This window comes from Cellulomonas sp. S1-8 (genome assembly GCF_026184235.1).
GTDB lineage: Bacteria > Actinomycetota > Actinomycetes > Actinomycetales > Cellulomonadaceae > Cellulomonas.
Genome location: NZ_CP110806.1, coordinates 3,329,153 through 3,351,253, shown reverse-complemented (window position 1 = coordinate 3,351,253; position 22,101 = coordinate 3,329,153). Strand labels below are relative to the sequence as shown.

Here is a 22,101-nt window from a genome sequence, read left to right as displayed (position 1 = left end):
GCCGGGTTCCTCGCCCTCGGGCTGGCGAAGGCGTCCGCGCACGCGGGCGCGCGGCCCCGGCCCTGCCCGGCCGGTCGCCGTCGTGACGACGTCGGGGACGGCGGTCGCGAACCTGCACCCGGCGGTCCTCGAGGCGCACCACGCGGGCCTGCCCCTCGTGCTCCTCACGGCCGACCGCCCGCACGAGCTGCGCGGCACGGGCGCCAACCAGACGACGGAGCAGGCCCAGCTGTTCACGTCCTCGGTCCGCCTCGCGGTCGACGTGCCCGCCCCCACGGGGCGGACCGGTGAGGACCGCGACCTGCGCCGCACGGTCTCGCGTGCGCTCGCCGCCGCGACCGGCGCCCGCACGGGCGACCCCGGCCCGGTGCACCTCAACCTCGCGTTCCGTGAGCCGCTCGTGCCGGGCGACGAGCCCTGGCCCGCGCCGTCGGTCGCGGGGCTCACGCACGTCGCCGGTCGCGCCCAGCCCGCCGAGCCGGCGGCGGCCCTCACGGACGCCCAGCCGCTCGTGGTCGAGGCGACCGACGACCTCGCCGACGACCGCGCGCGCCCCTCGCGGCGGGCGCGCGGCGCCGTCCCGACCGTCGTCGTGGCGGGCGACGGCGCCGGTCCCGGCGCGGCGCGGCTCGCCGAGGCCAACGGCTGGCCGCTGCTCGCGGAGCCGTCGTCGGGGGCGCGGCAGGGACCCAGCGCCGTCGCGGCCTACCGGCTGCTGCTCGCCGACGACCGCCTCGGCGGCCGGGTCGGGCGCGTCGTCGTGCTGGGGCGCCCGACGCTCACGCGGCCCGTGCAGCAGCTGCTGGCCCGCCCGGACGTCGAGGTGCTCGTCGTCGCGCCGCGCGGCACGGACTGGCCCGACGCGGCGCGCAACGCGTCCCAGGTGCTGCTCGAGGTGCCGCCGCGCATGCGGCAGGGACGCGTCGGCGCGCCCGCGGGCTGGCTCGACGCGTGGCGCACCGCGGACGCGGCCGCGCAGGACGTCCTGGCGGGGCTGCTCGACACGCCGGAGGACGCGCGCCGGTCCCGCAGCGGCCCCCGGGTCAGCGGCTGGGCGCTCGCGCGCGCCGTGGCACGGGCGAGCGCACCGGACGACGTGCTCGTCGTGGGGTCGTCGAACCCGGTGCGGGACCTCGACCTCGTCGCGCGCTGGGACCTCGCGCCCCTCGTGCTCGCCAACCGCGGGCTGGCCGGGATCGACGGCACGATCGCCACGGCCACCGGAGTCGCGCTCGCCCTGCCGCACCGCCGGGTGCGCGCCTACCTGGGCGACCTGACGTTCCTGCACGACGTCGGAGGGCTGCTGCGTGGGCCCGCGGAGCCGACCGTGGACCTGCAGATCGTGGTCGCGAACGACGACGGCGGCTCGGTGTTCACGACGCTCGAGCCCGGTGAGCCGGACCGGGCCGACGTGTTCGAGCGGGTGTTCGCGACGCCGCACGGCGTGGACGTCGCGGCGCTGTGCGCGGGGTACGGGGTGCGGCACACGCGCGTCGTGGACACCGAGGGGCTGCTGCCCGCCCTCGCGGCGCCGGGCACCGGGACGAGCGTCGTCGAGGTGCGGGTGGACCGCACGCACCGACGGTCGCTCGTCGAGCGCCTCCAGGCCGAGGTCGCCGCCGCCGTCGACAAGGCCCTGTCGCCGCTGGCCTGACCTCGGTCGCGCGGGGTCGTCCGCGGGATCTCACAGCAAACGTCCAGGTGGCAGCGAGCGCGATCCCAGGACCCGGGTGTCTCATGGAGTCCGACAAGGAGGCACCCATGACCACCACACCTCAGCCGCAACCGGGCAGCCACCCGCAGGACCACCCGACCCAGCCGCTGCCGGCGCACGACGCGACGCAGCCGCTCGCGGTCCAGCCGCCTCCGGCACCCGCCGACGACCCCGCCGCCCGGCTGACGCCCGCGCAGCACTGGGCGCGGTACGAGGCCGCACAGCGCGCCGCCCGGCGGCCCGTGACCGTGGGCGGTGGCGCACCCGCCACCGACCACCCCGCCACCGACCACCCGGTCGTCGACCACCCCGCCACCGACCACCCTGTCGCCGGCGCGCCCGGGACGAACCCCTGGTCGCCGGGCACGGCGGCCGCACCCGGCCAGGTGCCCCCGGGCGCCGTACCACCGCCCACCGACCCGTGGGCCGCACCCGCCGACCCCGCACCGCGGCGCCGGTCGCGCGCCTGGGTGTGGATCGCGTCGGCCGCGGCCGTCGGCCTCCTGGTCGGCGGTGGCTCCGTCGCGAGCCTCGGCGGCCTCGACGTCCTGGCCGGGGCGAGCGACCCGGTGCGCTCCGCGTCGCTCGCCGACGTCGGCCGCACGGAGACCGACCAGGTCCCCGTGTCCGGCTCGAGCACCGAGAACCCCAACTGGCAGGCCGTCGCGTCCGCCGTGCAGGCGTCCGTCGTCGCGATCGACGTGCAGACGCAGTCGGGCGGCGGTCAGGGCTCCGGCGTCATCATCGACGACGACGGTCACGTCGTGACCAACAACCACGTCGTCGCCGGCGCCCAGGGCAACGTCCAGGTCACGCTGACCGACGGCCGCATGCTCGAGGCCGAGGTCGTGGGCACCGACGCGAGCACGGACCTCGCGGTCCTGCAGGTCGTCGACGCCCCCGACGACCTCCAGGCGGCTGCGTTCGGGGACTCCGACGACGTCACGGTCGGCGACCCGGTCATGGCGGTCGGCAACCCGCTGGGTCTGGCCAACACGGTGACCACGGGCATCGTCTCGGCCCTGAACCGCCCCGTCTCGACGCAGGAGGTCGGCGGCGAGGCCGCCGTGACGAACGCGGTCCAGATCGACGCCGCGATCAACCCCGGCAACTCCGGCGGTCCGCTGTTCGACGCGACGGGCCGGGTCATCGGCATCACGTCGTCGATCGCGACGCTCAGCCAGCAGTCAGGGTCGATCGGCCTCGGGTTCGCGATCCCGGTGGACCTGGCCCGGAACATCGCGGCGCAGCTCATCGAGGACGGGCAGGCGGAGCACGCGTTCCTCGGCGTCACGCTGTCCGACGGCACGGCGACCGCCGACGGCGTCACGCGCCGCGGCGCGGTCGTGGAGTCGGTCAGCGAGGGCTCGCCGGCCGCCGAGGCCGCCGTGCAGGACGGTGACGTCATCGTCGCGATCGGGGACGACCCGGTCGGCGGTGCCGAGTCGCTCACGGCGTTCGTCCGCTCGCTGACGTCCGGCGACGACGTCACGCTCACCGTCGTCCGCGACGGCCGCGCCGTCGAGCTCGACGTCACGCTCGCGACGCGCCCCGACGACTTCGGTCAGTCGCAGCCGGGTCAGGGCGACGAGGGTCAGGGCGAGCAGGCCCCGGACGACCAGGGCGAGGGCGAGGGCGAGCAGCCTGCGCCGGACCCGGGTGACGAGGGCACCATGCCCGGTGGCATGACTCCCGAGCAGTTCTGGGAGTGGCTGCAGGAGCAGCAGCAGCAGGAGGGCCAGGGCTGAGTCCCGGTCGGTCCCCGGCCACCGCGCCGGGGACCGACCGTCGTCCGACCTGGCAACAGAGACCGGGGCAGGCCCGCAGGGTCGTGCCCGTGCGTGCGCCCGCAGGGGCCGGCACGCACCGCTGGGCCCGCCGTGGGCATCCCCTCTCGCGGCGGGCCCTCGTGCGTCCCACCCCCGGCGAGAGGTCGATCCAGCCCTGCGGGGCGGCGGCTCAGGACAGGGCGTGGCGCATGGGGACGAGCTTGGCGCGGGACTCGGCGAGCTCGGCGGCCGGGTCGGACGCGGCGACGACGCCGCACCCGGCGAACAGCCGCAGCCGGCGCGGGTCGTCCCGGTCCACCTCGGCGGAGCGCAGCGCGATGCCCCACTCGCCGTCGCCGTCGGCGCCGAACCAGCCGACGGGACCGGCGTAGCGGCCGCGGTCCATGCCCTCGATGCGGGTGATGAGGGCGCGTGCCGCCTGCGTCGGCGTGCCGCACACGGCGGCCGAGGGGTGCAGCGCGGCGGCGAGCGCGAGCGACGAGGGGTGCGCGTCGTCGCCGCGGGGGGCGCTCAGCACGCCGGTGACGTCGGACGCGAGGTGGAGCACGTTCGGCAGGGACAGCACGAACGGCACGTCGGGGACGTTCGACGACGAGCAGAAGGGGGCGAGCGCGCGCGCGACGGACGAGACCGCGTACTCGTGCTCCTCGAGGTCCTTGGAGGAGTGCGCGAGGATCGCGGCGCGGCCCATGTCCGCGTCGTCGTCGCCCGTGCGCCGGATCGTGCCCGCGAGCACGCGCGACGTGACGAGGCCGCGCTCGGAGCGCACCAGCAGCTCGGGCGTGGCACCGATCATGCCGTCGACGCTGAACGTCCAGCACGACCGGTACCGGTCCGCGAGGCGCTGCAGCGCCCACCGGACGTCGAGCGGGTGCTCGGTGCGGGCGTGCACGTCGCGTGCGAGGACGACCTTCTCCACCTCGCCCTCACGGATCGCGCAGACCCCGCGGGCGACGACCTCGAGCCACGCCTCGGCGTCGACGGCGCCGTCGGTGTACGTCACCTCGCCGGGCGGGTGGGCGGGGGTGCGCGCGGGCACGACGTCGCGCAGCCGCGGCGCGGGGCCGAGCTCGCCGACCGTGCTCACGGTGGTGAGCCACGTGCGCCCGTCGCGGCGTCCGACGACGACGCGCGGCACGACGATCACGCCGCCCGCGGCGGAGTCGTCGTCGAACGCGAAGGAGCCGAACGCGACGGGCCCGCTGCCGGGCAGCTGCACCTCGTCGCGGACGATCGCGTGCGCGAGCACCTCCCGCCACGCGCGCTCGGCGGCGGCGAACCGGTCGGCGCCGTGCACCTCGACGCGCACGGCCTCGCCCCACGCGACGAGCCCGTCACCGCGCCGCACCCAGGCGAGGGGTGCGTCGGGTCCGAGCAGGTCGAGCAGGTCGGCCGGGTCGGGGGACCCGCCGGTGGGCAGGTCGGCGCACTCGACCGTGCGCACCACGAGGGGCCGGGGATGCCCCCGGTCGCGGGGGCGCTGGGCGACGTGCTCATCGCCGTCCAGGGTAGGTCCTCACGACGTCCCGCCCCCTGTCGTGGGGGTGCGACGTCCGTCTCACCCGGGCTTGCGCGCCACCACGAGGTCGCGCTCGATCGCGTGGTCGACGCGGTGCGCGAGGTCCAGCAGCGGCGCGTCGTCGAGCGGCTCGAGCCCCGCGTCGGTGAGCATCGCGAGCAGGTCCGCGCGCGGCAGGACCTTGGTGTTCCAGGACAGGCCCATGGCGCCGCCGCGGCGCAGCAGGCCCGCCCACACCGGGATCGCGTCCGTCAGCAGAGCCTGCGGCGACCGGGACGGGGTGCGCGGGCCGGTCACGGACCCGTGCTGGATGCCGTACGGCGCGTCGGCGACGACGAGGTCGAAGGACCCGGCCCGGTACATCCGGTCGGCGTCGAGCGTGTCGCCCTGCGTGATCTCGAGCGTCTGCACGTCGCCGGCGCGGTAGAGCTCCTTGGTCGGGGCGAGCTCGAACGTCGTGCGTCGGCCCAGGTTCTTGCCGGCCACGCGCACGCGCGTGCTGCGCGACCGGTGCTTGAGGCGCTTGTCCTGCAGCCAGCGGTCCGCGAACGCGGTGTACGCCTCGACGTCGCGCCGGTCCGTGTCGACGCCGTACGCGTCCCAGCCGTACATCAGGGCCTGGTTCAGCGTGGTGCCGCGCCCGCACACGGGGTCGAGCACCCGCACGCGGGAGTGCAGGAAGTCCTGGACGGGCAGCGCCGCGGCCGCCGTGAGGTTGAGCAGCAGGCGCGTGAGCTGCTCGTTGGTCTTGCCGATGTACTTGAGGATCGTCAGCAGGTCGTCGTCATAGCGGTCGAGGCGGGCCAGCTCCAGCGGGCGAAGCGTGCCGTCGTCGTTCAGCTCGAACAGGGCGAACAGCGAGGACAGGTTGGCCAGCACGGCCAGGTCGTCCGCGGTCAGGGCCGGCGTCGGCAGGACGAGGTACGGGACCCCGCCCATCGTGCGCTCCTCGGGCTCGCCCGCCGCGGCCAGGCGGCCGTCGAGGAGCAGCCCGTCGAGGGCGAGGAGCTCGTTGCGCGTGAGGCGCGCAGCGTGCTGCGAGTACACCCGGTTCGCCGAGGGCTGGACGAGGATCGCGTACTGCGGCATGGGTGGACGGGCCCCCGAGGTCGGTGCGACGACGACGCCCACCGGCGCCGTCCCGCCGCACGCTACCCGAGCCGGGTGCGCAGCCGACCACGCGGACCTGCGACGATGGGCGCATGCCACGCGCCGCCCTCGACAAGGACCCTCGCGACGTCGCCGCCATGTTCGACGCGGTCGCGCACCGGTACGACATCACCAACGACGTCATCTCCCTGGGCCAGGACCGTGCGTGGCGCAGGGCGACGCTCTCCGCCCTGGACGCCCAGCGCGGCGAGACGGTCCTGGACCTCGCGGCGGGCACCGGCACGTCGAGCGAGCCGCTCGCCGACGCGGGCGTGCACGTCGTGCCGTGCGACCTGTCGACCGGGATGCTGCGGGTCGGCCGCCGCCGGCGCCCGACCTGCCGTTCGTCGCGGGCGACGCGCTGCACCTGCCGTTCGCCGACGCGTCGTTCGACGCGGTGACGATGTCGTTCGGCCTGCGCAACGTGTCCGACGTGGACGCGGCGCTGCGCGAGCTGCTGCGCGTGACCCGTCCGGGTGGACGCATGGTCGTGTGCGAGTTCTCCCGGCCGACGTTTGCGCCGTTCCGCACCGTCTACACGAACTACCTCATGCGTGCCCTGCCGCCGGTCGCCCGCGCGGTGTCGAAGGAGCCGGACGCGTACGTGTACCTCGCCGAGTCGATCCGCGAGTGGCCGGACCAGCGCGAGCTGGGCCTGCTGGTGCGTGGCGCGGGCTGGGACCAGGTCGCGTTCCGGAACCTCACGGGCGGGGTCGTCGCGCTGCACCGCGCCCGTCGACCCTGAGCCGTTCGCCCGCGTCCTGCGGCGCGGGTGTGCGGTGCGCGCGCCCGTCCTGCGGGCTGCGGCCGCGTGGTGGACGATGAGGGTCGGCCGCCCGCGAGGGCGCGGGAGCACGGGCGCGCCCGGGCGCTCCCGGTGCGTGTGACGCCTGTTCGGCGCCGCCGTGGGGGACCATGGTCCGGTCCTGCTGCTGAGGTAAGCCAACCCTTCGCAGACAGGTCCGGAGGCGCTGGATACACTCGCCGAAGCTGCACGTGAACATCGTCACAAGTGGGGTGACCAGGTGGACGGAACGACCGATGACGCCGACGTCATCGTCGTCGGCGCCGGTCCGACCGGGGCCTCGGCGGCCTACCACTGCGCCGCCGCGGGGCTCGACGTCCTCCTGCTGGAGAAGGCGACCTTCCCGCGCGACAAGATCTGCGGCGACGGCCTCACCCCGCGCGCGGTGGCCGAGCTCGTCCGCATGGGCGTCCCGATCCGCGAGCAGGACGGCTGGATCCGCAACGCCGGTCTGCGTGTCATCGGCGGCGGCCACCGCCTCGAGCTGCCATGGCCCGAGCTGTCGAGCTACCCCTCCTACGGGCTCGCGAAGTCGCGCGTGTCGTTCGACCAGACGCTGGCCGAGTACGCCCGCGCCGCGGGTGCCAAGCTGCTCGAGGGCACGTCCGTCACGGGACCGGTGCGTGACGAGCGCACGGGCCGGGTCGTCGGCGTCCGGGCACGGTCGGTCGACGCCGACGGCCGCCGCACGGGCGACGCCGGCGACGAGGCCACGTACCGCGCCCCCGTCGTCATCGCCGCCGACGGGGTGTCGGCACGCCTCGCGACCGCCGTCGGCCGCGCCAAGCGCGACGACCGCCCGATGGGCGTGGCGGTCCGCACCTACTTCCGCACCCCGCGGCACGACGACCCGTGGATGGAGTCGCACCTCGAGCTGTGGGACGGCGCCCCGGGCCGCTCGAACCTCATGCCCGGGTACGGCTGGATCTTCTCGCTCGGCGACGGGACCGCCAACGTCGGGCTCGGGTCGGTGAGCTCGACGGCCGCGGCGACCAAGGTCGACTACAAGGACCTGTTCGCCCGCTGGATGGCCAACGCGCCCGCCGAGTGGGAGTTCACCCCCGACAACCAGATGGGTCCCGTGCGCGGTGCGGCCCTCCCGATGGGCTTCAACCGCGGCCCGCTCTACGCGGACGGGCTGATGCTCGCGGGCGACGCCGCCGGCATGGTCAGCCCGTTCAACGGCGAGGGCATCGCGTACGGCCTGCAGGCGGGCCGGGTCGCGGCCGACGCCATCGCGCAGGGCTGGCCCGCGGGTCGGCCGCGGGACGCGAGCGCGCCCTGGCGACGTACCAGCACCGCATGAAGGACGACCTCGGCGGGTACTACACGCTGGGGCGGATCTTCGTGGCGCTGATCGAGCACCCGCAGGTCATGCACCTGTGCACGCGGTACGGTCTGCCGCGGCCCCTGCTCATGAAGTTCGTGCTCAAGCTGCTGGCCGACTGCTACGAGCCGCGCGGGGGTGACGTGGTCGACCGCGTGATCGCCGCGCTCACCCGACTGGCGCCGGACGCATGAGCCGGCGCACGGGCAGCGACGGCACGGCAGCACCCCACGGCCGGACCCCCGGCACGACGTCCCCGACGAGGAGGACCGCTCGATGAGCAACCCGTACGTCCCGCTCCTGGTGATGATCGGGATCGCGGCGGTCCTCGCCCTGGGTGGGGTCGGCGCGAGCGCGATCCTCGGTCCCAAGCGGTACAACCGCGCCAAGCTCGACGCCTACGAGTGCGGCATCGAGCCGACGCCCCACGCCATCGGCGGCGGGCGCTTCCCGATCAAGTACTACCTGGTCGCCATGACCTTCATCATCTTCGACATCGAGGTCGTCTTCCTCTACCCGTGGGCGGTGAGCTTCGTGGAGCTCGCGACGTTCGGGCTGGTCGCGATGATGGTGTTCCTGCTGATCATCACCGTCCCGTTCGCGTACGAGTGGAAGCGCGGCGGCCTCGAGTGGGACTGACCATGCACGGGCCGGCCCTCGCCTGCCCGACACGTGCCACCACGCGCAGCCGACCGACCCCGAGGAGGGGCTGACATGGGTATCGAAGAAGCGCCCTCGGGCTTCCTGCTGACGACGGTCGAGGACCTCGTCGGCTACTTCCGCAAGGCCTCCCTGTGGCCCGTGACGTTCGGCCTGGCGTGCTGCGCGATCGAGATGATGGCGGCCGGGACGAGCCGGTACGACATCTCGCGCTTCGGCATGGAGGTCTTCCGCGCGTCGCCGCGCCAGTCGGACCTCATGATCGTCGCCGGGCGCGTCAGCCAGAAGATGGCGCCCGTGGTGCGGCAGGTCTACGACCAGATGGCCGAGCCCAAGTGGGTGCTGTCGATGGGCGTGTGCGCGTCGTCGGGCGGCATGTTCAACAACTACGCGATCGTGCAGGGCGTGGACCACATCGTGCCCGTCGACATCTACCTGCCCGGCTGCCCGCCGCGCCCGGAGATGCTGCTCCACGCGATCCTCGCGCTGCACCAGCAGATCCAGGACGAGCCGCTCGGCGTGAACCGCCGCGAGGCCGCGGCCCGCGCGCAGGAGGCGGCGATGGCCGCGACGCCGACGTCGCACATGACGGGGCTGCTGCGATGAGCGACGAGAAGACGCCCGAGGACGCGACGTCCCCGGTCGCCGACCGGCCGACCGAGGGCACGAAGCCCACGGCGGAGAAGGCCGACGCGTCCGCGGCCGCCAAGCCCGGCGGGCCGGCACCGGCCGGGACGCAGCGCACCACGGCTGCCGCGCTCGAGGCGGGCTCCCAGAACCTGCCCGCCGGACCCGACCCGACCGGCCCGCGCACGCCGCTGGACATCATCGACGTGCGCACCGGCATGTTCGGCGTGAGCGGCACGGGGGACACGTCGGGCTACGGCGGGCTCGTCGCGACGATCGCGCTGCCGGGGCCCAGCGAGCGCCCCTACGGCGGCTGGTTCGACGAGGTCGTCGACCTGCTGGCCGAGGTGCTCGACGAGTCGGGGACGGGCTACGCCGCGGCCGTGGAGTCGGTCGTCGTCGACCGCAACGAGCTGACGCTCAACATCGCGCGCGCACACCTCGTCGAGGTCGTGCAGGCGCTGCGCGACGACCCGGACCTGCGGTTCGAGCTGTCGCTCGGCGTGTCCGGCGTCCACTACCCGCACGAGGTCGGGCGCGAGCTGCACGCCGTCTACCAGATCGTGTCGGTGACGCACGGGCGCCGCCTGCGTCTCGAGGTCGCCGTCCCCGAGGGTGACCCGCACATCCCGTCCACGACCGGCGTGTACCCCGCCAACGACTGGCACGAGCGCGAGGCCTGGGACTTCTTCGGGATCGTCTTCGACGGTCACCCCAGCCTGGCGCGCATCCAGATGCCCGACGACTGGCCGGGCCACCCGCAGCGCAAGGACTACCCCCTCGGCGGGATCCCGGTCGAGTACAAGGGCGCGAGCATCCCGCCCCCGGACCAGCGGAGGTCGTACAGCTGATGACCGCCCCCACCTCGCGGACCCCCCACGCGACCCGTCACGTGCCCCTGGACGAGACCGAGGGCGTGCCCTCGTTCGAGGCGTCCGGCGGCGACTGGTCCGACATCGCCGAGGAGGCCGCGCGCCTCGGCGAGGAGCGCATCGTCGTCAACATGGGTCCGCAGCACCCGTCGACGCACGGCGTCCTGCGGCTCATGCTCGAGATCGACGGCGAGACCGTCACCGAGGCGCGGGCCGGCATCGGCTACCTGCACACGGGCATCGAGAAGAACATGGAGTACCGCACCTGGACCCAGGGCGTGACGTTCTGCACCCGCATGGACTACGTCGCCCCGCTGTTCCAGGAGGCGGCCTACTGCCTCGCGATCGAGAAGCTGCTCGGCATCACCGACGACGTCCCCGAGCGCGCGTCGGTCATCCGCGTGCTGATGATGGAGCTCAACCGCATCTCGTCGCACCTGGTCTTCCTCGCCACGGGCGGCAACGAGCTCGGCGCGACGACGATCATGATCCTCGGGTTCACGGCGCGCGAGGAGATCCTCAAGATCTTCGAGATGATCTCCGGCCTGCGCATGAACCACGCGTACATCCGCCCCGGCGGCGTCGCGCAGGACGTGCCCCCGGGCGCGATCGACAGCGTCCGCGAGGCGCTGGTCAAGGTGCGCGGCTACTTCCGCCAGCTCGAGGACCTCATGCTGGCGAACCCGATCCTGCACGCGCGCATGAAGGACGTCGGCGTCCTGAGCCTGGCCGGCTGCATGGCCCTGGGCGTCACCGGGCCGCTGCTGCGCGCGACGGGCCTGCCGTACGACGTGCGCAAGACCGACCCGTACTGCGGGTACGAGACGTACGACTTCGACGTGCCGACCAACGACGCGGCGGACTCCTGGGCGCGGCTGCTGGTGCGCGTCGAGGAGTGCTACCAGTCGATGCGGATCGTCGAGCAGTGCCTCGAGCGGCTGGCGAAGCCGGGACCCGTCATGGTCGCGGACAAGAAGGTCGCGTGGCCTGCGCAGCTCGCCATCGGGACCGACGGCATGGGCAACTCCCTCGACCACATCCGGGAGATCATGGGCACCTCGATGGAGTCCCTGATCCACCACTTCAAGCTCGTCACCGAGGGCTTCCGCGTGCCGGCCGGGCAGGTGTTCCAGACCGTCGAGCACCCGCGCGGCGAGCTGGGCGTGCACCTCGTCTCCGACGGCGGCACCAAGCCGTACCGGGCGCACTTCCGTGACCCGTCGTTCAACAACCTGCAGGCCGTGTCGATGATGTGCGAGGGCGGGCAGGTGGCCGACGTCGTCGTCGCCGTCGCGTCGATCGACCCGGTGCTGGGAGGGGTGGACCGCTGATGTCCGTCGAGCACGCGGGCGCCCCGGCGCCCCACGACCACGGCCGCGCCCCGGGCGACCGCCACGCGACCGGCTACGACGACGCGACGCGCGCCCGGCTGACGGCCGACTCCCGCGAGATCATCGCCCGGTACCCGCAGGCCCGGTCCGCGCTGCTGCCGATGCTGCACCTGGTGCAGTCGCAGGACGGCTACGTCAGCCCGCGCGGCATCGCGTTCTGCGCCGCGACGCTGGGTCTGTCCACCGCTGAGGTGTCCGCGGTCGCGACGTTCTACACGCAGTACAAGCGCCACCCCAACGGCACCTACACCGTCGGCGTGTGCACGAACACGCTGTGCGCGGTCATGGGCGGGGACGCGATCTGGGAGGAGCTCAGCGAGCACCTCGGGATCGGGCACGACGAGACCACCGGCGACGGCGCGATCACGCTCGAGCGCATCGAGTGCAACGCGGCCTGCGACTACGCGCCCGTCGTGATGGTGAACTGGGAGTTCTTCGACAACCAGACGCCGGCCTCGGCCGTCGAGGTCGTCGACAAGCTGGTCGAGGGCGCGCCCGTCGCGCCGACCCGCGGGGCGGCGTCCGTCTGCACGTTCAAGGAGATGAGCCGCGTCCTGGCGGGCTTCCCCGACGGGCGCGTCGACGAGGGCGTCGGCGCGGGCGAGCCGACGGTGCGCGGCACCGTGCTGGCCCGCGAGCGGGGCTGGGCGGCGCCGTCCTACGACGCCGACGAGCGCACTGCCGCTCCCGTGGTCACCGACGGGGAGCCCGAGGTCGGCGCCGAGCAGTCCAGCGCGGACCGTCCGGTGACGACGCCCGCCGACACCTCGCCCGCCGGCGAGCAGCGCAAGCAGCAGTCCGACGACGCGAAGGAGTCGTGATGACGACCCTCACCCCCGTGCTGTCCGCACACTGGGACGCGGAGCGTTCGTGGAAGCTCGACCGCTACGTGGCCGACGGCGGCTACCGCGGTCTGCGCACCGCGCTGGGCATGGCGCCCGCCGACGTGGTGACCGCGGTGAAGGACTCCGGGCTGCGCGGCCGCGGCGGTGCCGGCTTCCCGACGGGCATGAAGTGGGGCTTCCTGCCGGCGCCCGACGGCGGCCCGCGGTACCTCGTCGTCAACGCGGACGAGTCCGAGCCGGGCACCTGCAAGGACATCCCGCTGATGATGGCGAGCCCGCAGGAGCTGCTCGAGGGCGTCATCATCACGTCGTACGCCATCGGCTGCCACCACGCGTTCATCTACGTCCGCGGCGAGGTCCTGCACGTCTACCGCCGCCTGCTCGAGGCCGTGCGGGAGGCCCGCGAGGCCGGCTACCTGGGCACGGACGTGCTGGGCTCGGGCTTCGACCTCGAGGTCACGGTGCACGCCGGGGCCGGCGCGTACATCTGCGGCGAGGAGACGGCGCTGCTCGACTCGCTCGAGGGCCTGCGCGGGCAGCCGCGCCTCAAGCCGCCGTTCCCCGCCGTCGCGGGCCTGTACGCGCGCCCGACCGTCGTCAACAACGTCGAGTCGATCGCGTCGGTGCCGGGCATCCTGGTCGGCGGCGCCGACTGGTTCACGTCGATGGGCACCGAGCGTTCCGCCGGGCACGGCCTGTTCTCGCTGTCGGGCCACGTCACGCGGCCCGGCCAGTACGAGGCCCCGCTGGGCATCACGCTGCGCGAGCTGCTCGACATGGCCGGGGGAGTCCGCGCCGGCCACGAGCTGAAGTTCTGGACGCCGGGCGGGTCCTCCACGCCGATCTTCACCGCGGAGCACCTCGACGTGCCGCTGGACTACGAGTCCGTCGGCGCGGCGGGCTCGATGCTCGGCACCCGCGCCCTGCAGATCTTCGACGAGACGACGTCCGTCGTGAAGGCCGTCTCCCGGTGGATGCAGTTCTACAAGCACGAGTCGTGCGGCAAGTGCACCCCGTGCCGCGAGGGCACGTTCTGGCTCGCGCAGATCCTCGCGCGGCTCGAGGCCGGGCAGGGCACGGACGCGGACATCGACCTGCTGCTCGACCTGTGCGACAACATCCTGGGACGCGCGTTCTGCGCGCTCGGCGACGGTGCGACGAGCCCCGTCACGAGCGCGATCCAGTACTTCCGGGAGGAGTTCGAGGCAGGCACGCACACGCCCGCCGACGTGCTGTTCCCGCCCGAGCGCAGCTCGCTCTTCGACTACACGCCGCGTGGCAGCACGCAGCTGGCGGGGGTGCACGCATGACGATCACGACCCCGAGGGCCACCGACGCGACGCCGCTGGTGCCGGGCGCACCGGCGCCCGTCGTGCCCGTGCCCGACGCGACCGTGACGTTCACCGTCGACGGCATCGAGACGACCGTGCCCAAGGGCACGCTGGTCATCCGCGCCGCCGAGGAGCTGGGGATCGCGATCCCGCGGTTCTGCGACCACCCGCTGCTCGCGCCCGCCGGCGCGTGCCGGCAGTGCCTCGTCGAGGTGTGGGCGCCGGGGCGCGACGGGAACGTCGCCAAGATGCCCAAGCCGCAGGCCTCCTGCACGCTCGAGGCCACGCCCGGCATGCAGGTCAAGACGCAGCACACGTCGCCCGAGGCCGACAAGGCCCAGCACGGCGTCATGGAGCTGCTGCTCATCAACCACCCGCTCGACTGCCCGGTCTGCGACAAGGGCGGCGAGTGCCCCCTGCAGAACCAGGCGATGAGCAACGGGCGGGCGGCGACGCGGTTCGTCGACGTCAAGCGCACGTTCCCCAAGCCGATCTCCGTCTCCACGCAGGTCCTGCTCGACCGTGAGCGGTGCGTGCTCTGCCAGCGCTGCACGCGGTTCTCCGAGGAGATCGCGGGCGACGTCTGGATCGACCTGCAGAAGCGCGGGGCGGCCCAGCAGATCGGCACGTTCGACACCCAGGTCCTCGGGTTCGCCGGCGACACGCCCGTGGGCGCGTCGACGCTCGACACCAGCGGCCGGCCGTTCGCGTCCTACTTCTCCGGCAACACCGTGCAGATCTGCCCGGTGGGTGCGCTCACGTCGGCCGCGTACCGCTTCCGCTCGCGGCCCTTCGACCTGGTGTCGGCGCCGTCGATCGCCGAGCACGACGCCAACGGCTCCGCGATCCGCGTCGACCACCGCCGCGGCGTCGTGCTGCGCCGGCTGGCGGGGGACGACCCCGCGGTCAACCAGGAGTGGATCACCGACAAGGACCGGTTCGCGTTCCACTGGCAGTCGGCACCCGACCGCGTGACGACGCCGCTGGTCCGGCGCACCCTGCCCGACGGCACGCGCGGCGAGCTCGAGCCCTGCTCGTGGACCGAGGCGCTGGACACGGCCGCCGACGGCCTGCGGGCCGCGGGCGCGGTCGGCGTGCTGCCGGGCGGTCGCCTCACGCTCGAGGACGCCTACGCGTACGCCAAGTTCGCGCGCGTCGCGCTGGGCACCAACGACGTCGACCACCGCGCCCGCCCGCACTCGGGCGAGGAGGAGGAGTTCCTCGGCCACCACGTCGCGGGCCGCACGCTGCAGGTGACGTTCGGCGACCTCGTCGCCGCGCCCGCCGTCCTGTGCGTCGCGTACGAGCCCGAGGAGGAGGGCGGCATCGTCTTCCTGCGCCTGCGCGCGTCGGTCGTCGCGGGGCGGACGCACGTGACGTCGGTCGCCGCGCTCGCGAGCCGCGGGCTCGAGCGGCTCGACGGCACGCTCCTGCCGGCCGCGCCCGGCACCGAGCCCGAGGTGCTCGACGCGATCACCGTGGGTGCGGACGGGGACCTCGGCGCGACCGCCACCGCGCTGAGCACCGCGGGCGCCGTCATCCTCGTCGGCGAGCGCGCCGCGACCGTGCCCGGCACGCTCACCGCGGTGCTGCGGCTCGCGACGCGCACGGGTGCGCGCCTCGCGTGGGTCCCGCGCCGTGCGGGCGAGCGCGGCGCGATCGAGGCGGGCACGCTGCCGTCGCTGCTGCCGGGAGGCCGGCCCGTCGCCGATGCGTCCGCACGCGTCGACCTCGCCGCCGCCTGGGGCGTCGACGAGCTGCCGGCCACGCCGGGACGCAGCGCGGACGAGATCCTCGCGGCCGCGGCCGACGGGCGCCTGGGCGCGCTCGTCGTCGGCGGTGTCGACCCGGCCGACCACGCCGACCCCGCCGGTGCGCGGGCCGCGCTCGACGCGGTGCCGTTCCTCGTGTCGCTCGAGGTGCGCCGCAGCGAGGTGACCGACCGCGCCGACGTCGTGCTGCCCGTCGCGCCGCCGGTCGAGAAGCCCGGCACGTTCGTCACGTGGGAGGGGCGTCCGCGCCCGTTCCCGCAGGCCCTGACGTCCACCCAGCTGCCCGACTTCCGGGTGCTCGACCGGCTCGCCGACGCCCTCGGCGTCGAGCTGGGCCTGCCCGGCCTCGCGGCCGTGCACGGCGAGCTGGACCAGCTGGGCGGGTGGGACGGCGCGCGCGTCGCGGCGCCCCGGACGCCCCCGGCGGAGCCGCCGGCGGTGCCCGCGGGTCACGCGGTGCTCGCGACGTGGCACCAGCTGCTCGACGCGGGACGCCTGCAGGACGGCGAGCCGTACCTCGCGGGGACTGCGAAGCGCCCCGTCGTGCGCCTGTCGCCCGCCACCGCGCAGGCGGTCGGCGTGGCCGACGGCGACGAGGTGTCGGTCGGGACGGACCGCGGCGCGATCACCGCGCCCGTGCACCTCACGGAGATGGCCGACCACGTCGTCTGGCTCGCGACCAACGCGCGCGGCGGTGCCGTGCGCGACGTGCTCGGGGCGGTCGGCGGCAGCGTCGTCCGGCTCGAGCGGGTCGGCGAGGACGGCCCGGCGCGGCTGACGGCCCAGGCCGGCGCCACCGTGACCGGGAACGCCGCGGAGGCCGTCGCCGGCGTCCGCGTGGACGAGGAGGAGCGGGCATGAGCGGGCTGCCAGGGGTGCTGGCCGCGCTGCCGGCGGTGGTCGGCGACGGTGCCGTCGCCCCGGTCACGGCGGACTTCAGCCAGGACGTGTTCTGGGTGTGGCTGCTCAAGGCCGTCGCCCTCATCGTGTTCCTGCTGACGAGCGTGCTCATCGCGATCTGGTTCGAGCGGCGGGTCGTCGGGCGCATGCAGGTGCGTCCCGGCCCCAACGTGCACGGGCCGCTCGGTCTGCTGCAGTCGCTCGCCGACGCGATGAAGCTCCTCGTCAAGGAGGACGTCACCGTCAAGGCGGCCGACAAGCTCGTCTACATCCTCGCGCCGATGATCGCCGTGCTCTGCTCGCTGCTGGTGTACGCGGTCATCCCGTTCGGGCCCGAGGTCAACATCTTCGGCGTCATCACGCCGCTGCAGCTCACGGACTTCTCCGTCGCGGTCCTGTACATCCTGGCCTGCGCCTCGGTCGGCGTGTACGGCATCGTGCTGGGCGGCTGGTCGTCCAACTCGACCTACCCGCTGCTCGGCGGCGTGCGGTCGACGGCCCAGGTCATCTCGTACGAGCTCGCGATGGGCCTGTCCCTGGTCAGCGTGTTCATCATGGCCGGGTCGATGTCGACGTCCCAGATCGTCGACTCCCAGACGCAGGTGTGGTGGTTCCTGCCGCTGCTGCCGGCGTTCGTCATCTACGTCATCTCGATGGTCGGCGAGACCAACCGCCTGCCGTTCGACCTCCCCGAGGCCGAGGGCGAGCTCGTCGGCGGGTACACCACCGAGTACTCCTCGATGAAGTTCGCGTGGTTCTTCCTCGCCGAGTACATCAACATGCTCAACGTCTCGGCGGTCGCCACGACGCTGTTCTTCGGCGGGTGGCGTGCACCGTGGCCGATCTCCGCGATCAACGACGGCATGTTCAACACCGGCTGGTGGCCCGTCCTGTGGTTCGTCGCCAAGGTGTGGCTGTTCATGTTCCTGTTCGTGTGGATCCGCGGCTCGGTGCTGCGGTTCCGGTACGACCAGTTCATGAAGATCGGCTGGAAGGTGCTCATCCCGGCCGCCCTGGCCTGGGTCGTCGCGGTCACGTTCGTGCAGGCCGCGCGCCAGCTGTGGGACGTCGACCTGCGCACGCTGCTGTTCGTCCTCGCAGGGGTCGTCGTCGTGGGCCTGGTCGCCTCGTTCCTGGTGCCGGACAAGAAGGCGCCGCCGGAGGCCGAGCCGACGGGCCCGCAGGAGATCGACCCGTTCGAGCACGGCTACCCCGTGCCGCCCCTGCCGGGTCAGGTCCTTCCCCCGTCGCCGCGCGCGCAGCGCCGTCTCGCGGCGTCCGACGCGTCCGACCCGTCCGCACCCGAGACCCCGCTGGAGGTGCGCGGTGGCTGAGCAGCGCAAGAAGAGGCCCGCGCCCGACGAGGCGACCCCGACGACCGGTGCGCAGGTGCAGCGCACCCCGCGCGCCGGCGACGTCGGCCGTCCCGTCGAGGGCTACCGCTCGCTCATCGAGCCGCGCTCCGGCCTGGCCGAGCTGCTCGCGCCCGTCGCGGGGTTCGGCGTGACGTTCGCCAACATGTTCAAGCCGACGGTGACGGAGCAGTACCCGCGCGAGCAGGTGCCGACCAAGCCCCGGTACCACGGGCGCCACCAGCTCAACCGGTACGCCGACGGGCTCGAGAAGTGCATCGGCTGCGAGCTGTGCGCGTGGGCGTGCCCCGCGGACGCGATCTACGTCGAGGGTGACAACAACACCCCCGACGCGCAGTACTCGCCGGGCGAGCGGTACGGCCGCGTCTACCAGATCAACTACCTGCGCTGCATCTTCTGCGGGCTGTGCATCGAGGCCTGCCCGACGCGCGCGCTCACGATGACCAACGACTACGAGCTCGCGGGGCCCACGCGGCCCGGCATGATCTGGGAGAAGCAGGACCTGCTCGCACCGTTGCGCTCCGGCCAGCTCGCGGCCCCGCACCCGATGCCCGAGGGGTCCACGGACACCGACTACTACCGGGGCGAGGTGACCGGGACCACCGACGATCAGGTCGCGTGGGTCGCCGAGCACCGTCCCGACGACCCGACGCTGCCGGAGAACGTCGCGAAGGGCGCGACGGTCCCCGACCTCGGCGCGACGCGGCTCGCGCAGCGCGAGATCACGGCGGGCGCGCACCGCCAGGGGGGTGCCCGGTGATCACCCTGCACACCGTGCTGCCGGCGGCCGCCGGCGCCCTGGACGAGGCAGGCCGTGCGAGCACGGCCGAGGCCGTCCTGTTCTGGACCCTCGGCCCGCTCATGGTGCTCGCCGCGCTGGGTCTGCTCTTCGCCCGCAAGGCGGTGCACGCGTCGCTGGCGGTCGTCTTCGTCATGATCTCGTTGGCGTTCATGTACGTCGCGCAGGGCGCCGAGTTCCTCGGTGTCGTGCAGGTGGTCGTCTACACCGGCGCCGTGATGATGCTCTTCCTGTTCGTGCTCATGCTCGTGGGGGTCGACCGCTCGGACTCGCTCGTCGAGACGATCCGCGGGCAGCGCTGGACCGGCGTCCTCGCGGGTCTCGGCCTGGCCGTCGTGCTGGTCGGCGTCGTCGGGCGCGCGACGTACGGGCCGCCGACGGGGCTGGTCGAGGCGAACACCCCGTCGAACCCCGAGGCGATCGCCGAGGTCGTCTTCGGGCAGCACGTGCTCGCGATGGAGGTCGTCGGCGCGCTGCTGGTCACCGCGGCGCTCGGCGCACTCATCCTCACGCACCGCCAGCGGCTCGTGCCGAAGGTCGGGCAGCGCGAGCAGGCGGAGCGCAGGCTGCGGACCGGCGGCCACCCCGTGTCGCTGCCGGCCCCCGGCGTGTACGCACGGCACAACGCCATGGACGTCCCCGCGCTCGGACCGGACGGCACGCCGCTGGAGAACTCGGTGCCGCGCGTGCTGCGCGTGCGCGGCCAGGAGGCGGACGCGCGGGAGTACGCCGCGCGGATCGACCGCGTCCTCGCCGGCGGCTGGGCCTCCGGCGCGGGCACGTTCACGTCGGACGAGGACTACCGGGGCGAGCAGGACGGGCCCGTCGACGGTGCGGTGACCGTCCGCGAGCGTGAGGGCGCGACGGGTGCCCCGGCGGACCTGCCGACCACCCCGACGCACGACGAGGAGGACGGCCGGTGAGCCTCACCCACTACCTGGTGCTGGCCGCGATCCTGTTCGCGATCGGCGCGACGACCGTGCTGCTGCGACGCAACGCGATCATCGTCTTCATGGGCGTCGAGCTCATGCTCAACTCCACCAACCTGCTGCTCGTGACGTTCTCGCGCATCCACGGCAACCTCTCCGGCCAGGTGCTCGCGTTCTTCGTCATGGTCGTCGCGGCGGCCGAGGTGGTCGTCGGCCTGGCGATCATCGTCACGATCTTCCGGACCAGACGCTCGGCGTCGGTCGACGACGTCAACCTGCTGAAGAGCTGAAGGGCTCCGACGTGCACACCCTGATCTCCCTGACCGCCCCTGCCGTGCTGCCGGCGGTCGACCCGGTCGTCGCCGCCCCCGAGTGGGCCGGGGCGCAGGCCGCCGTCTGGCTCGTCGCGCTGCCCCTGCTGTCGGCCGCGGTCCTGCTGCTGCTCGGCCGGCGTGCCGACCGGTGGGGCCACTGGCTCGGCGTCCTGGCCTCGGCCGGCGCGTTCGTCGTCGGCGTGGTGCTGCTCCTGGCCGTGCTCGGGCAGCCCGCGGGCCAGCGCGTGCACGACGTGCACCTGGCGACGTGGCTGGACGCCGGCGCGCTGAGCATTGACGCCGGCCTGCGCGTGGACCCGTTGTCGCTCACGTTCGTCATGCTCGTGACGTTCGTCGGCACGCTCATCCACGTCTACTCCGTGGCGTACATGGAGCACGACGCCGCGCGCCGCCGGTTCTTCGCGTACCTGAACCTGTTCGTCGCGGCGATGCTGCTGCTGGTCCTCGCGGACTCGTACGTGCTGCTGTTCGTCGGCTGGGAGGGCGTCGGTCTGGCGTCGTACCTGCTCATCGGGTTCTGGAACCACCACACGCCGTACGCGGTGGCCGCCAAGAAGGCGTTCGTCGCCAACCGTGTCGGCGACGTCGGGCTGCTCGTCGCGATGGGTCTGCTGTTCGCGACGTTCGGCAGCCTGGACTTCGCGACCGTCGAGACCGGTGCGGCGTCCGGCGACGTGTCGCAGGGCACGCTCACCGCGATCGGCCTGGCGCTGCTGCTCGCGGCCTGCGGCAAGTCGGCGCAGTTCCCGCTGCAGTCCTGGCTGGGCGACGCGATGGCCGGCCCCACGCCGGTGTCGGCGCTCATCCACGCGGCGACGATGGTCACCGCGGGCGTCTACCTCATCATCCGGTCCGGTGCGGTCTTCACGGCGGCCCCGACGGCGCAGCTCGTCGTCGCGATCGTCGGCGCGGTCACGCTCCTGTTCGGTGCGATCGTGGGCTGCGCCAAGGACGACATCAAGAAGGCCCTCGCGGCGTCGACGATGTCGCAGATCGGCTACATGGTGCTGGCCGCAGGCCTCGGGCCGATCGGGTACGCGTTCGCGATCTTCCACCTGGTGACGCACGGCTTCTTCAAGGCCGGCATGTTCCTCGGCGCCGGGTCCGTCATGCACGGCATGGACGACCAGGTCGACATGCGCCGCTTCGGCGGCCTGGGCCGGTACATGAAGATCACGTACTTCACGTTCATGGCCGGCTGGCTCGCGATCCTCGGCATCCCGCCGTTCGCCGGGTTCTTCAGCAAGGACAAGATCATCGAGGCCGCGTTCGTCCCGGTCGACGGTCAGCCGTGGCGGGCGTGGGTGTTCGGCGGCGTCGCCCTGATCGGTGCGGGCATCACCGCGTTCTACATGTCGCGGCTGTTCTTCATGACGTTCGAGGGGCAGAAGCGCTGGAGCGCGACGAAGAGCGGCGCCGACCAGCACCCGCACGAGTCCCCGGCGCTCATGACGTGGCCGATGATCGTCCTGGCGGGTGGGTCGGTGGCCCTGGGCCTGATCCTGTCGCGCGTCGGGTTCGTCGAGTGGCTCGAGCCGTCCGTCGGGCACGCCGAGCACGAGGAGCCGGTGCTGGCGGTGCCGCTGATCATCGGGCTCACGCTGGCGGCCGTCGCGCTCGGGCTCGTCCTCGCGTGGCGCCGCTACGCGATCACGACCGTGCCCGTCACGCCCCCGCTGGGGACCGCGCTCACGCGGGCCGCCCGCGTGGACCTGCACCAGGACGCGGTCAACGACACGCTCCTGGTCGCACCGGGGCAGTACCTCACGCGGTCGCTGGTGTACGGCGACAAGGCCGTGGTCGACGGTGCGGTCACCGGCCTGGGACGCACCACCGTCGCCGTCGGTGACATCGTGCGCCGCGCCCAGAACGGGTTCGCCCGCTCGTACGCCGCGGTCATGGTCATCGGCGTGGTCGTGCTCGCGTTCGTCGTCCTGGCCGCGCGCGGCTGATCGCAGAGTCG

16 protein-coding genes and 2 pseudogenes are annotated in these 22,101 nt (G+C 73.7%); 16 read left to right on the top strand and 2 right to left on the bottom strand.

The genetic code is table 11. The features are described 5' to 3' along the window. Positions 1–82 precede the first annotated feature (82 nt). Positions 83–1,654 carry a 2-succinyl-5-enolpyruvyl-6-hydroxy-3-cyclohexene-1-carboxylic-acid synthase gene (menD, locus tag OKX07_RS15130; protein WP_322746792.1) on the top strand — a complete coding sequence of 524 codons (1,572 nt, stop codon included), beginning with the start codon at positions 83–85 and terminating at the stop codon, positions 1,652–1,654. A gap of 107 nt (positions 1,655–1,761) precedes the next feature. Then, a complete protein-coding gene (locus tag OKX07_RS15125) occupies positions 1,762–3,462 on the top strand; it encodes a trypsin-like peptidase domain-containing protein (RefSeq protein WP_265628834.1) in 1,701 nt (566 codons plus the stop codon). 211 nt (positions 3,463–3,673) lie between these two features. On the opposite strand, the gene OKX07_RS15120 is transcribed toward OKX07_RS15125, so the two are convergent. Together OKX07_RS15120 and OKX07_RS15115 are read right to left on the bottom strand one after the other, a co-directional pair. After that, on the bottom strand, positions 3,674–4,951 hold the full coding sequence (locus OKX07_RS15120; protein WP_322746791.1) for an isochorismate synthase: 1,278 nt from the start codon (positions 4,949–4,951) through the stop codon (positions 3,674–3,676). A gap of 111 nt (positions 4,952–5,062) precedes the next feature. After that, on the bottom strand, positions 5,063–6,112 hold the full coding sequence (locus OKX07_RS15115) for a TRM11 family SAM-dependent methyltransferase (protein WP_265628833.1): 1,050 nt from the start codon (positions 6,110–6,112) through the stop codon (positions 5,063–5,065). 113 nt (positions 6,113–6,225) lie between these two features. Between OKX07_RS15115 and OKX07_RS15110 the strand changes: the two are divergent. The 14 genes and pseudogenes from OKX07_RS15110 (at position 6,226) to nuoL (ending at position 22,090) form a co-directional block, all read left to right on the top strand. Further along, positions 6,226–6,917 (top strand): annotated as a pseudogene (locus tag OKX07_RS15110) (demethylmenaquinone methyltransferase). 280 nt (positions 6,918–7,197) lie between these two features. Then, positions 7,198–8,498 (top strand): annotated as a pseudogene (locus OKX07_RS15105) (geranylgeranyl reductase family protein). An 82-nt stretch (positions 8,499–8,580) separates the two neighbouring features. Beyond that, on the top strand, positions 8,581–8,943 hold the full coding sequence (locus OKX07_RS15100) for an NADH-quinone oxidoreductase subunit A (protein WP_265628795.1): 363 nt from the start codon (positions 8,581–8,583) through the stop codon (positions 8,941–8,943). 75 nt (positions 8,944–9,018) lie between these two features. Beyond that, a complete protein-coding gene (locus OKX07_RS15095; RefSeq protein WP_265628794.1) occupies positions 9,019–9,570 on the top strand; it encodes a NuoB/complex I 20 kDa subunit family protein in 552 nt (183 codons plus the stop codon). After that, positions 9,567–10,442 carry an NADH-quinone oxidoreductase subunit C gene (locus OKX07_RS15090; protein ID WP_265628793.1) on the top strand — a complete coding sequence of 292 codons (876 nt, stop codon included), beginning with the start codon at positions 9,567–9,569 and terminating at the stop codon, positions 10,440–10,442. Before OKX07_RS15095 ends, OKX07_RS15090 begins: the two co-directional genes overlap by 4 nt. Next, positions 10,442–11,794 (top strand): NADH-quinone oxidoreductase subunit D, encoded by a 1,353-nt coding sequence (locus OKX07_RS15085; protein WP_265628832.1) that lies wholly within the window; start codon positions 10,442–10,444, stop codon positions 11,792–11,794. The genes OKX07_RS15090 and OKX07_RS15085 overlap by 1 nt, the downstream gene beginning before the upstream one ends. Then, positions 11,794–12,675, top strand: coding sequence for an NADH-quinone oxidoreductase subunit NuoE (gene nuoE, locus OKX07_RS15080; protein WP_265628791.1), 882 nt, complete (start codon positions 11,794–11,796; stop codon positions 12,673–12,675). The genes OKX07_RS15085 and nuoE overlap by 1 nt, the downstream gene beginning before the upstream one ends. Beyond that, on the top strand, positions 12,675–14,009 hold the full coding sequence (gene nuoF, locus OKX07_RS15075; RefSeq protein WP_265628790.1) for an NADH-quinone oxidoreductase subunit NuoF: 1,335 nt from the start codon (positions 12,675–12,677) through the stop codon (positions 14,007–14,009). Before nuoE ends, nuoF begins: the two co-directional genes overlap by 1 nt. Beyond that, positions 14,006–16,663 carry an NADH-quinone oxidoreductase subunit G gene (locus OKX07_RS15070; protein ID WP_265628831.1) on the top strand — a complete coding sequence of 886 codons (2,658 nt, stop codon included), beginning with the start codon at positions 14,006–14,008 and terminating at the stop codon, positions 16,661–16,663. Before nuoF ends, OKX07_RS15070 begins: the two co-directional genes overlap by 4 nt. Continuing rightward, complete coding sequence (gene nuoH, locus OKX07_RS15065) at positions 16,660–18,036, top strand: NADH-quinone oxidoreductase subunit NuoH (protein ID WP_265628830.1); 1,377 nt, start codon at positions 16,660–16,662, stop codon at positions 18,034–18,036. Before OKX07_RS15070 ends, nuoH begins: the two co-directional genes overlap by 4 nt. Positions 18,037–18,151: 115 nt before the next feature. Continuing rightward, positions 18,152–18,835: an NADH-quinone oxidoreductase subunit NuoI gene (gene nuoI, locus OKX07_RS15060; protein ID WP_265631935.1), complete on the top strand. Its 684-nt coding sequence runs from the start codon at positions 18,152–18,154 to the stop codon at positions 18,833–18,835. Further along, complete coding sequence (locus tag OKX07_RS15055; protein ID WP_265631934.1) at positions 18,835–19,797, top strand: NADH-quinone oxidoreductase subunit J; 963 nt, start codon at positions 18,835–18,837, stop codon at positions 19,795–19,797. Before nuoI ends, OKX07_RS15055 begins: the two co-directional genes overlap by 1 nt. Next, complete coding sequence (nuoK, locus tag OKX07_RS15050) at positions 19,794–20,093, top strand: NADH-quinone oxidoreductase subunit NuoK (RefSeq protein ID WP_203671178.1); 300 nt, start codon at positions 19,794–19,796, stop codon at positions 20,091–20,093. Before OKX07_RS15055 ends, nuoK begins: the two co-directional genes overlap by 4 nt. A gap of 11 nt (positions 20,094–20,104) precedes the next feature. Then, positions 20,105–22,090 carry an NADH-quinone oxidoreductase subunit L gene (gene nuoL / locus OKX07_RS15045; RefSeq protein WP_265628788.1) on the top strand — a complete coding sequence of 662 codons (1,986 nt, stop codon included), beginning with the start codon at positions 20,105–20,107 and terminating at the stop codon, positions 22,088–22,090. Positions 22,091–22,101: the final 11 nt, after the last annotated feature.

Coding starts and splice junctions, on each gene's coding strand:
- OKX07_RS15095 (WP_265628794.1), top strand. CDS start 9,019: ATGGGTATCGAAGAAGCGCCCTCGGGCTTCCTGCTGACGACGGTCGAG.
- OKX07_RS15070 (WP_265628831.1), top strand. CDS start 14,006: ATGACGATCACGACCCCGAGGGCCACCGACGCGACGCCGCTGGTGCCG.
- OKX07_RS15090 (WP_265628793.1), top strand. CDS start 9,567: ATGAGCGACGAGAAGACGCCCGAGGACGCGACGTCCCCGGTCGCCGAC.
- OKX07_RS15125 (WP_265628834.1), top strand. CDS start 1,762: ATGACCACCACACCTCAGCCGCAACCGGGCAGCCACCCGCAGGACCAC.
- nuoF (WP_265628790.1), top strand. CDS start 12,675: ATGACGACCCTCACCCCCGTGCTGTCCGCACACTGGGACGCGGAGCGT.
- OKX07_RS15100 (WP_265628795.1), top strand. CDS start 8,581: ATGAGCAACCCGTACGTCCCGCTCCTGGTGATGATCGGGATCGCGGCG.
- nuoE (WP_265628791.1), top strand. CDS start 11,794: ATGTCCGTCGAGCACGCGGGCGCCCCGGCGCCCCACGACCACGGCCGC.
- nuoH (WP_265628830.1), top strand. CDS start 16,660: ATGAGCGGGCTGCCAGGGGTGCTGGCCGCGCTGCCGGCGGTGGTCGGC.
- OKX07_RS15115 (WP_265628833.1), bottom strand. CDS start 6,112: ATGCCGCAGTACGCGATCCTCGTCCAGCCCTCGGCGAACCGGGTGTAC.
- OKX07_RS15085 (WP_265628832.1), top strand. CDS start 10,442: ATGACCGCCCCCACCTCGCGGACCCCCCACGCGACCCGTCACGTGCCC.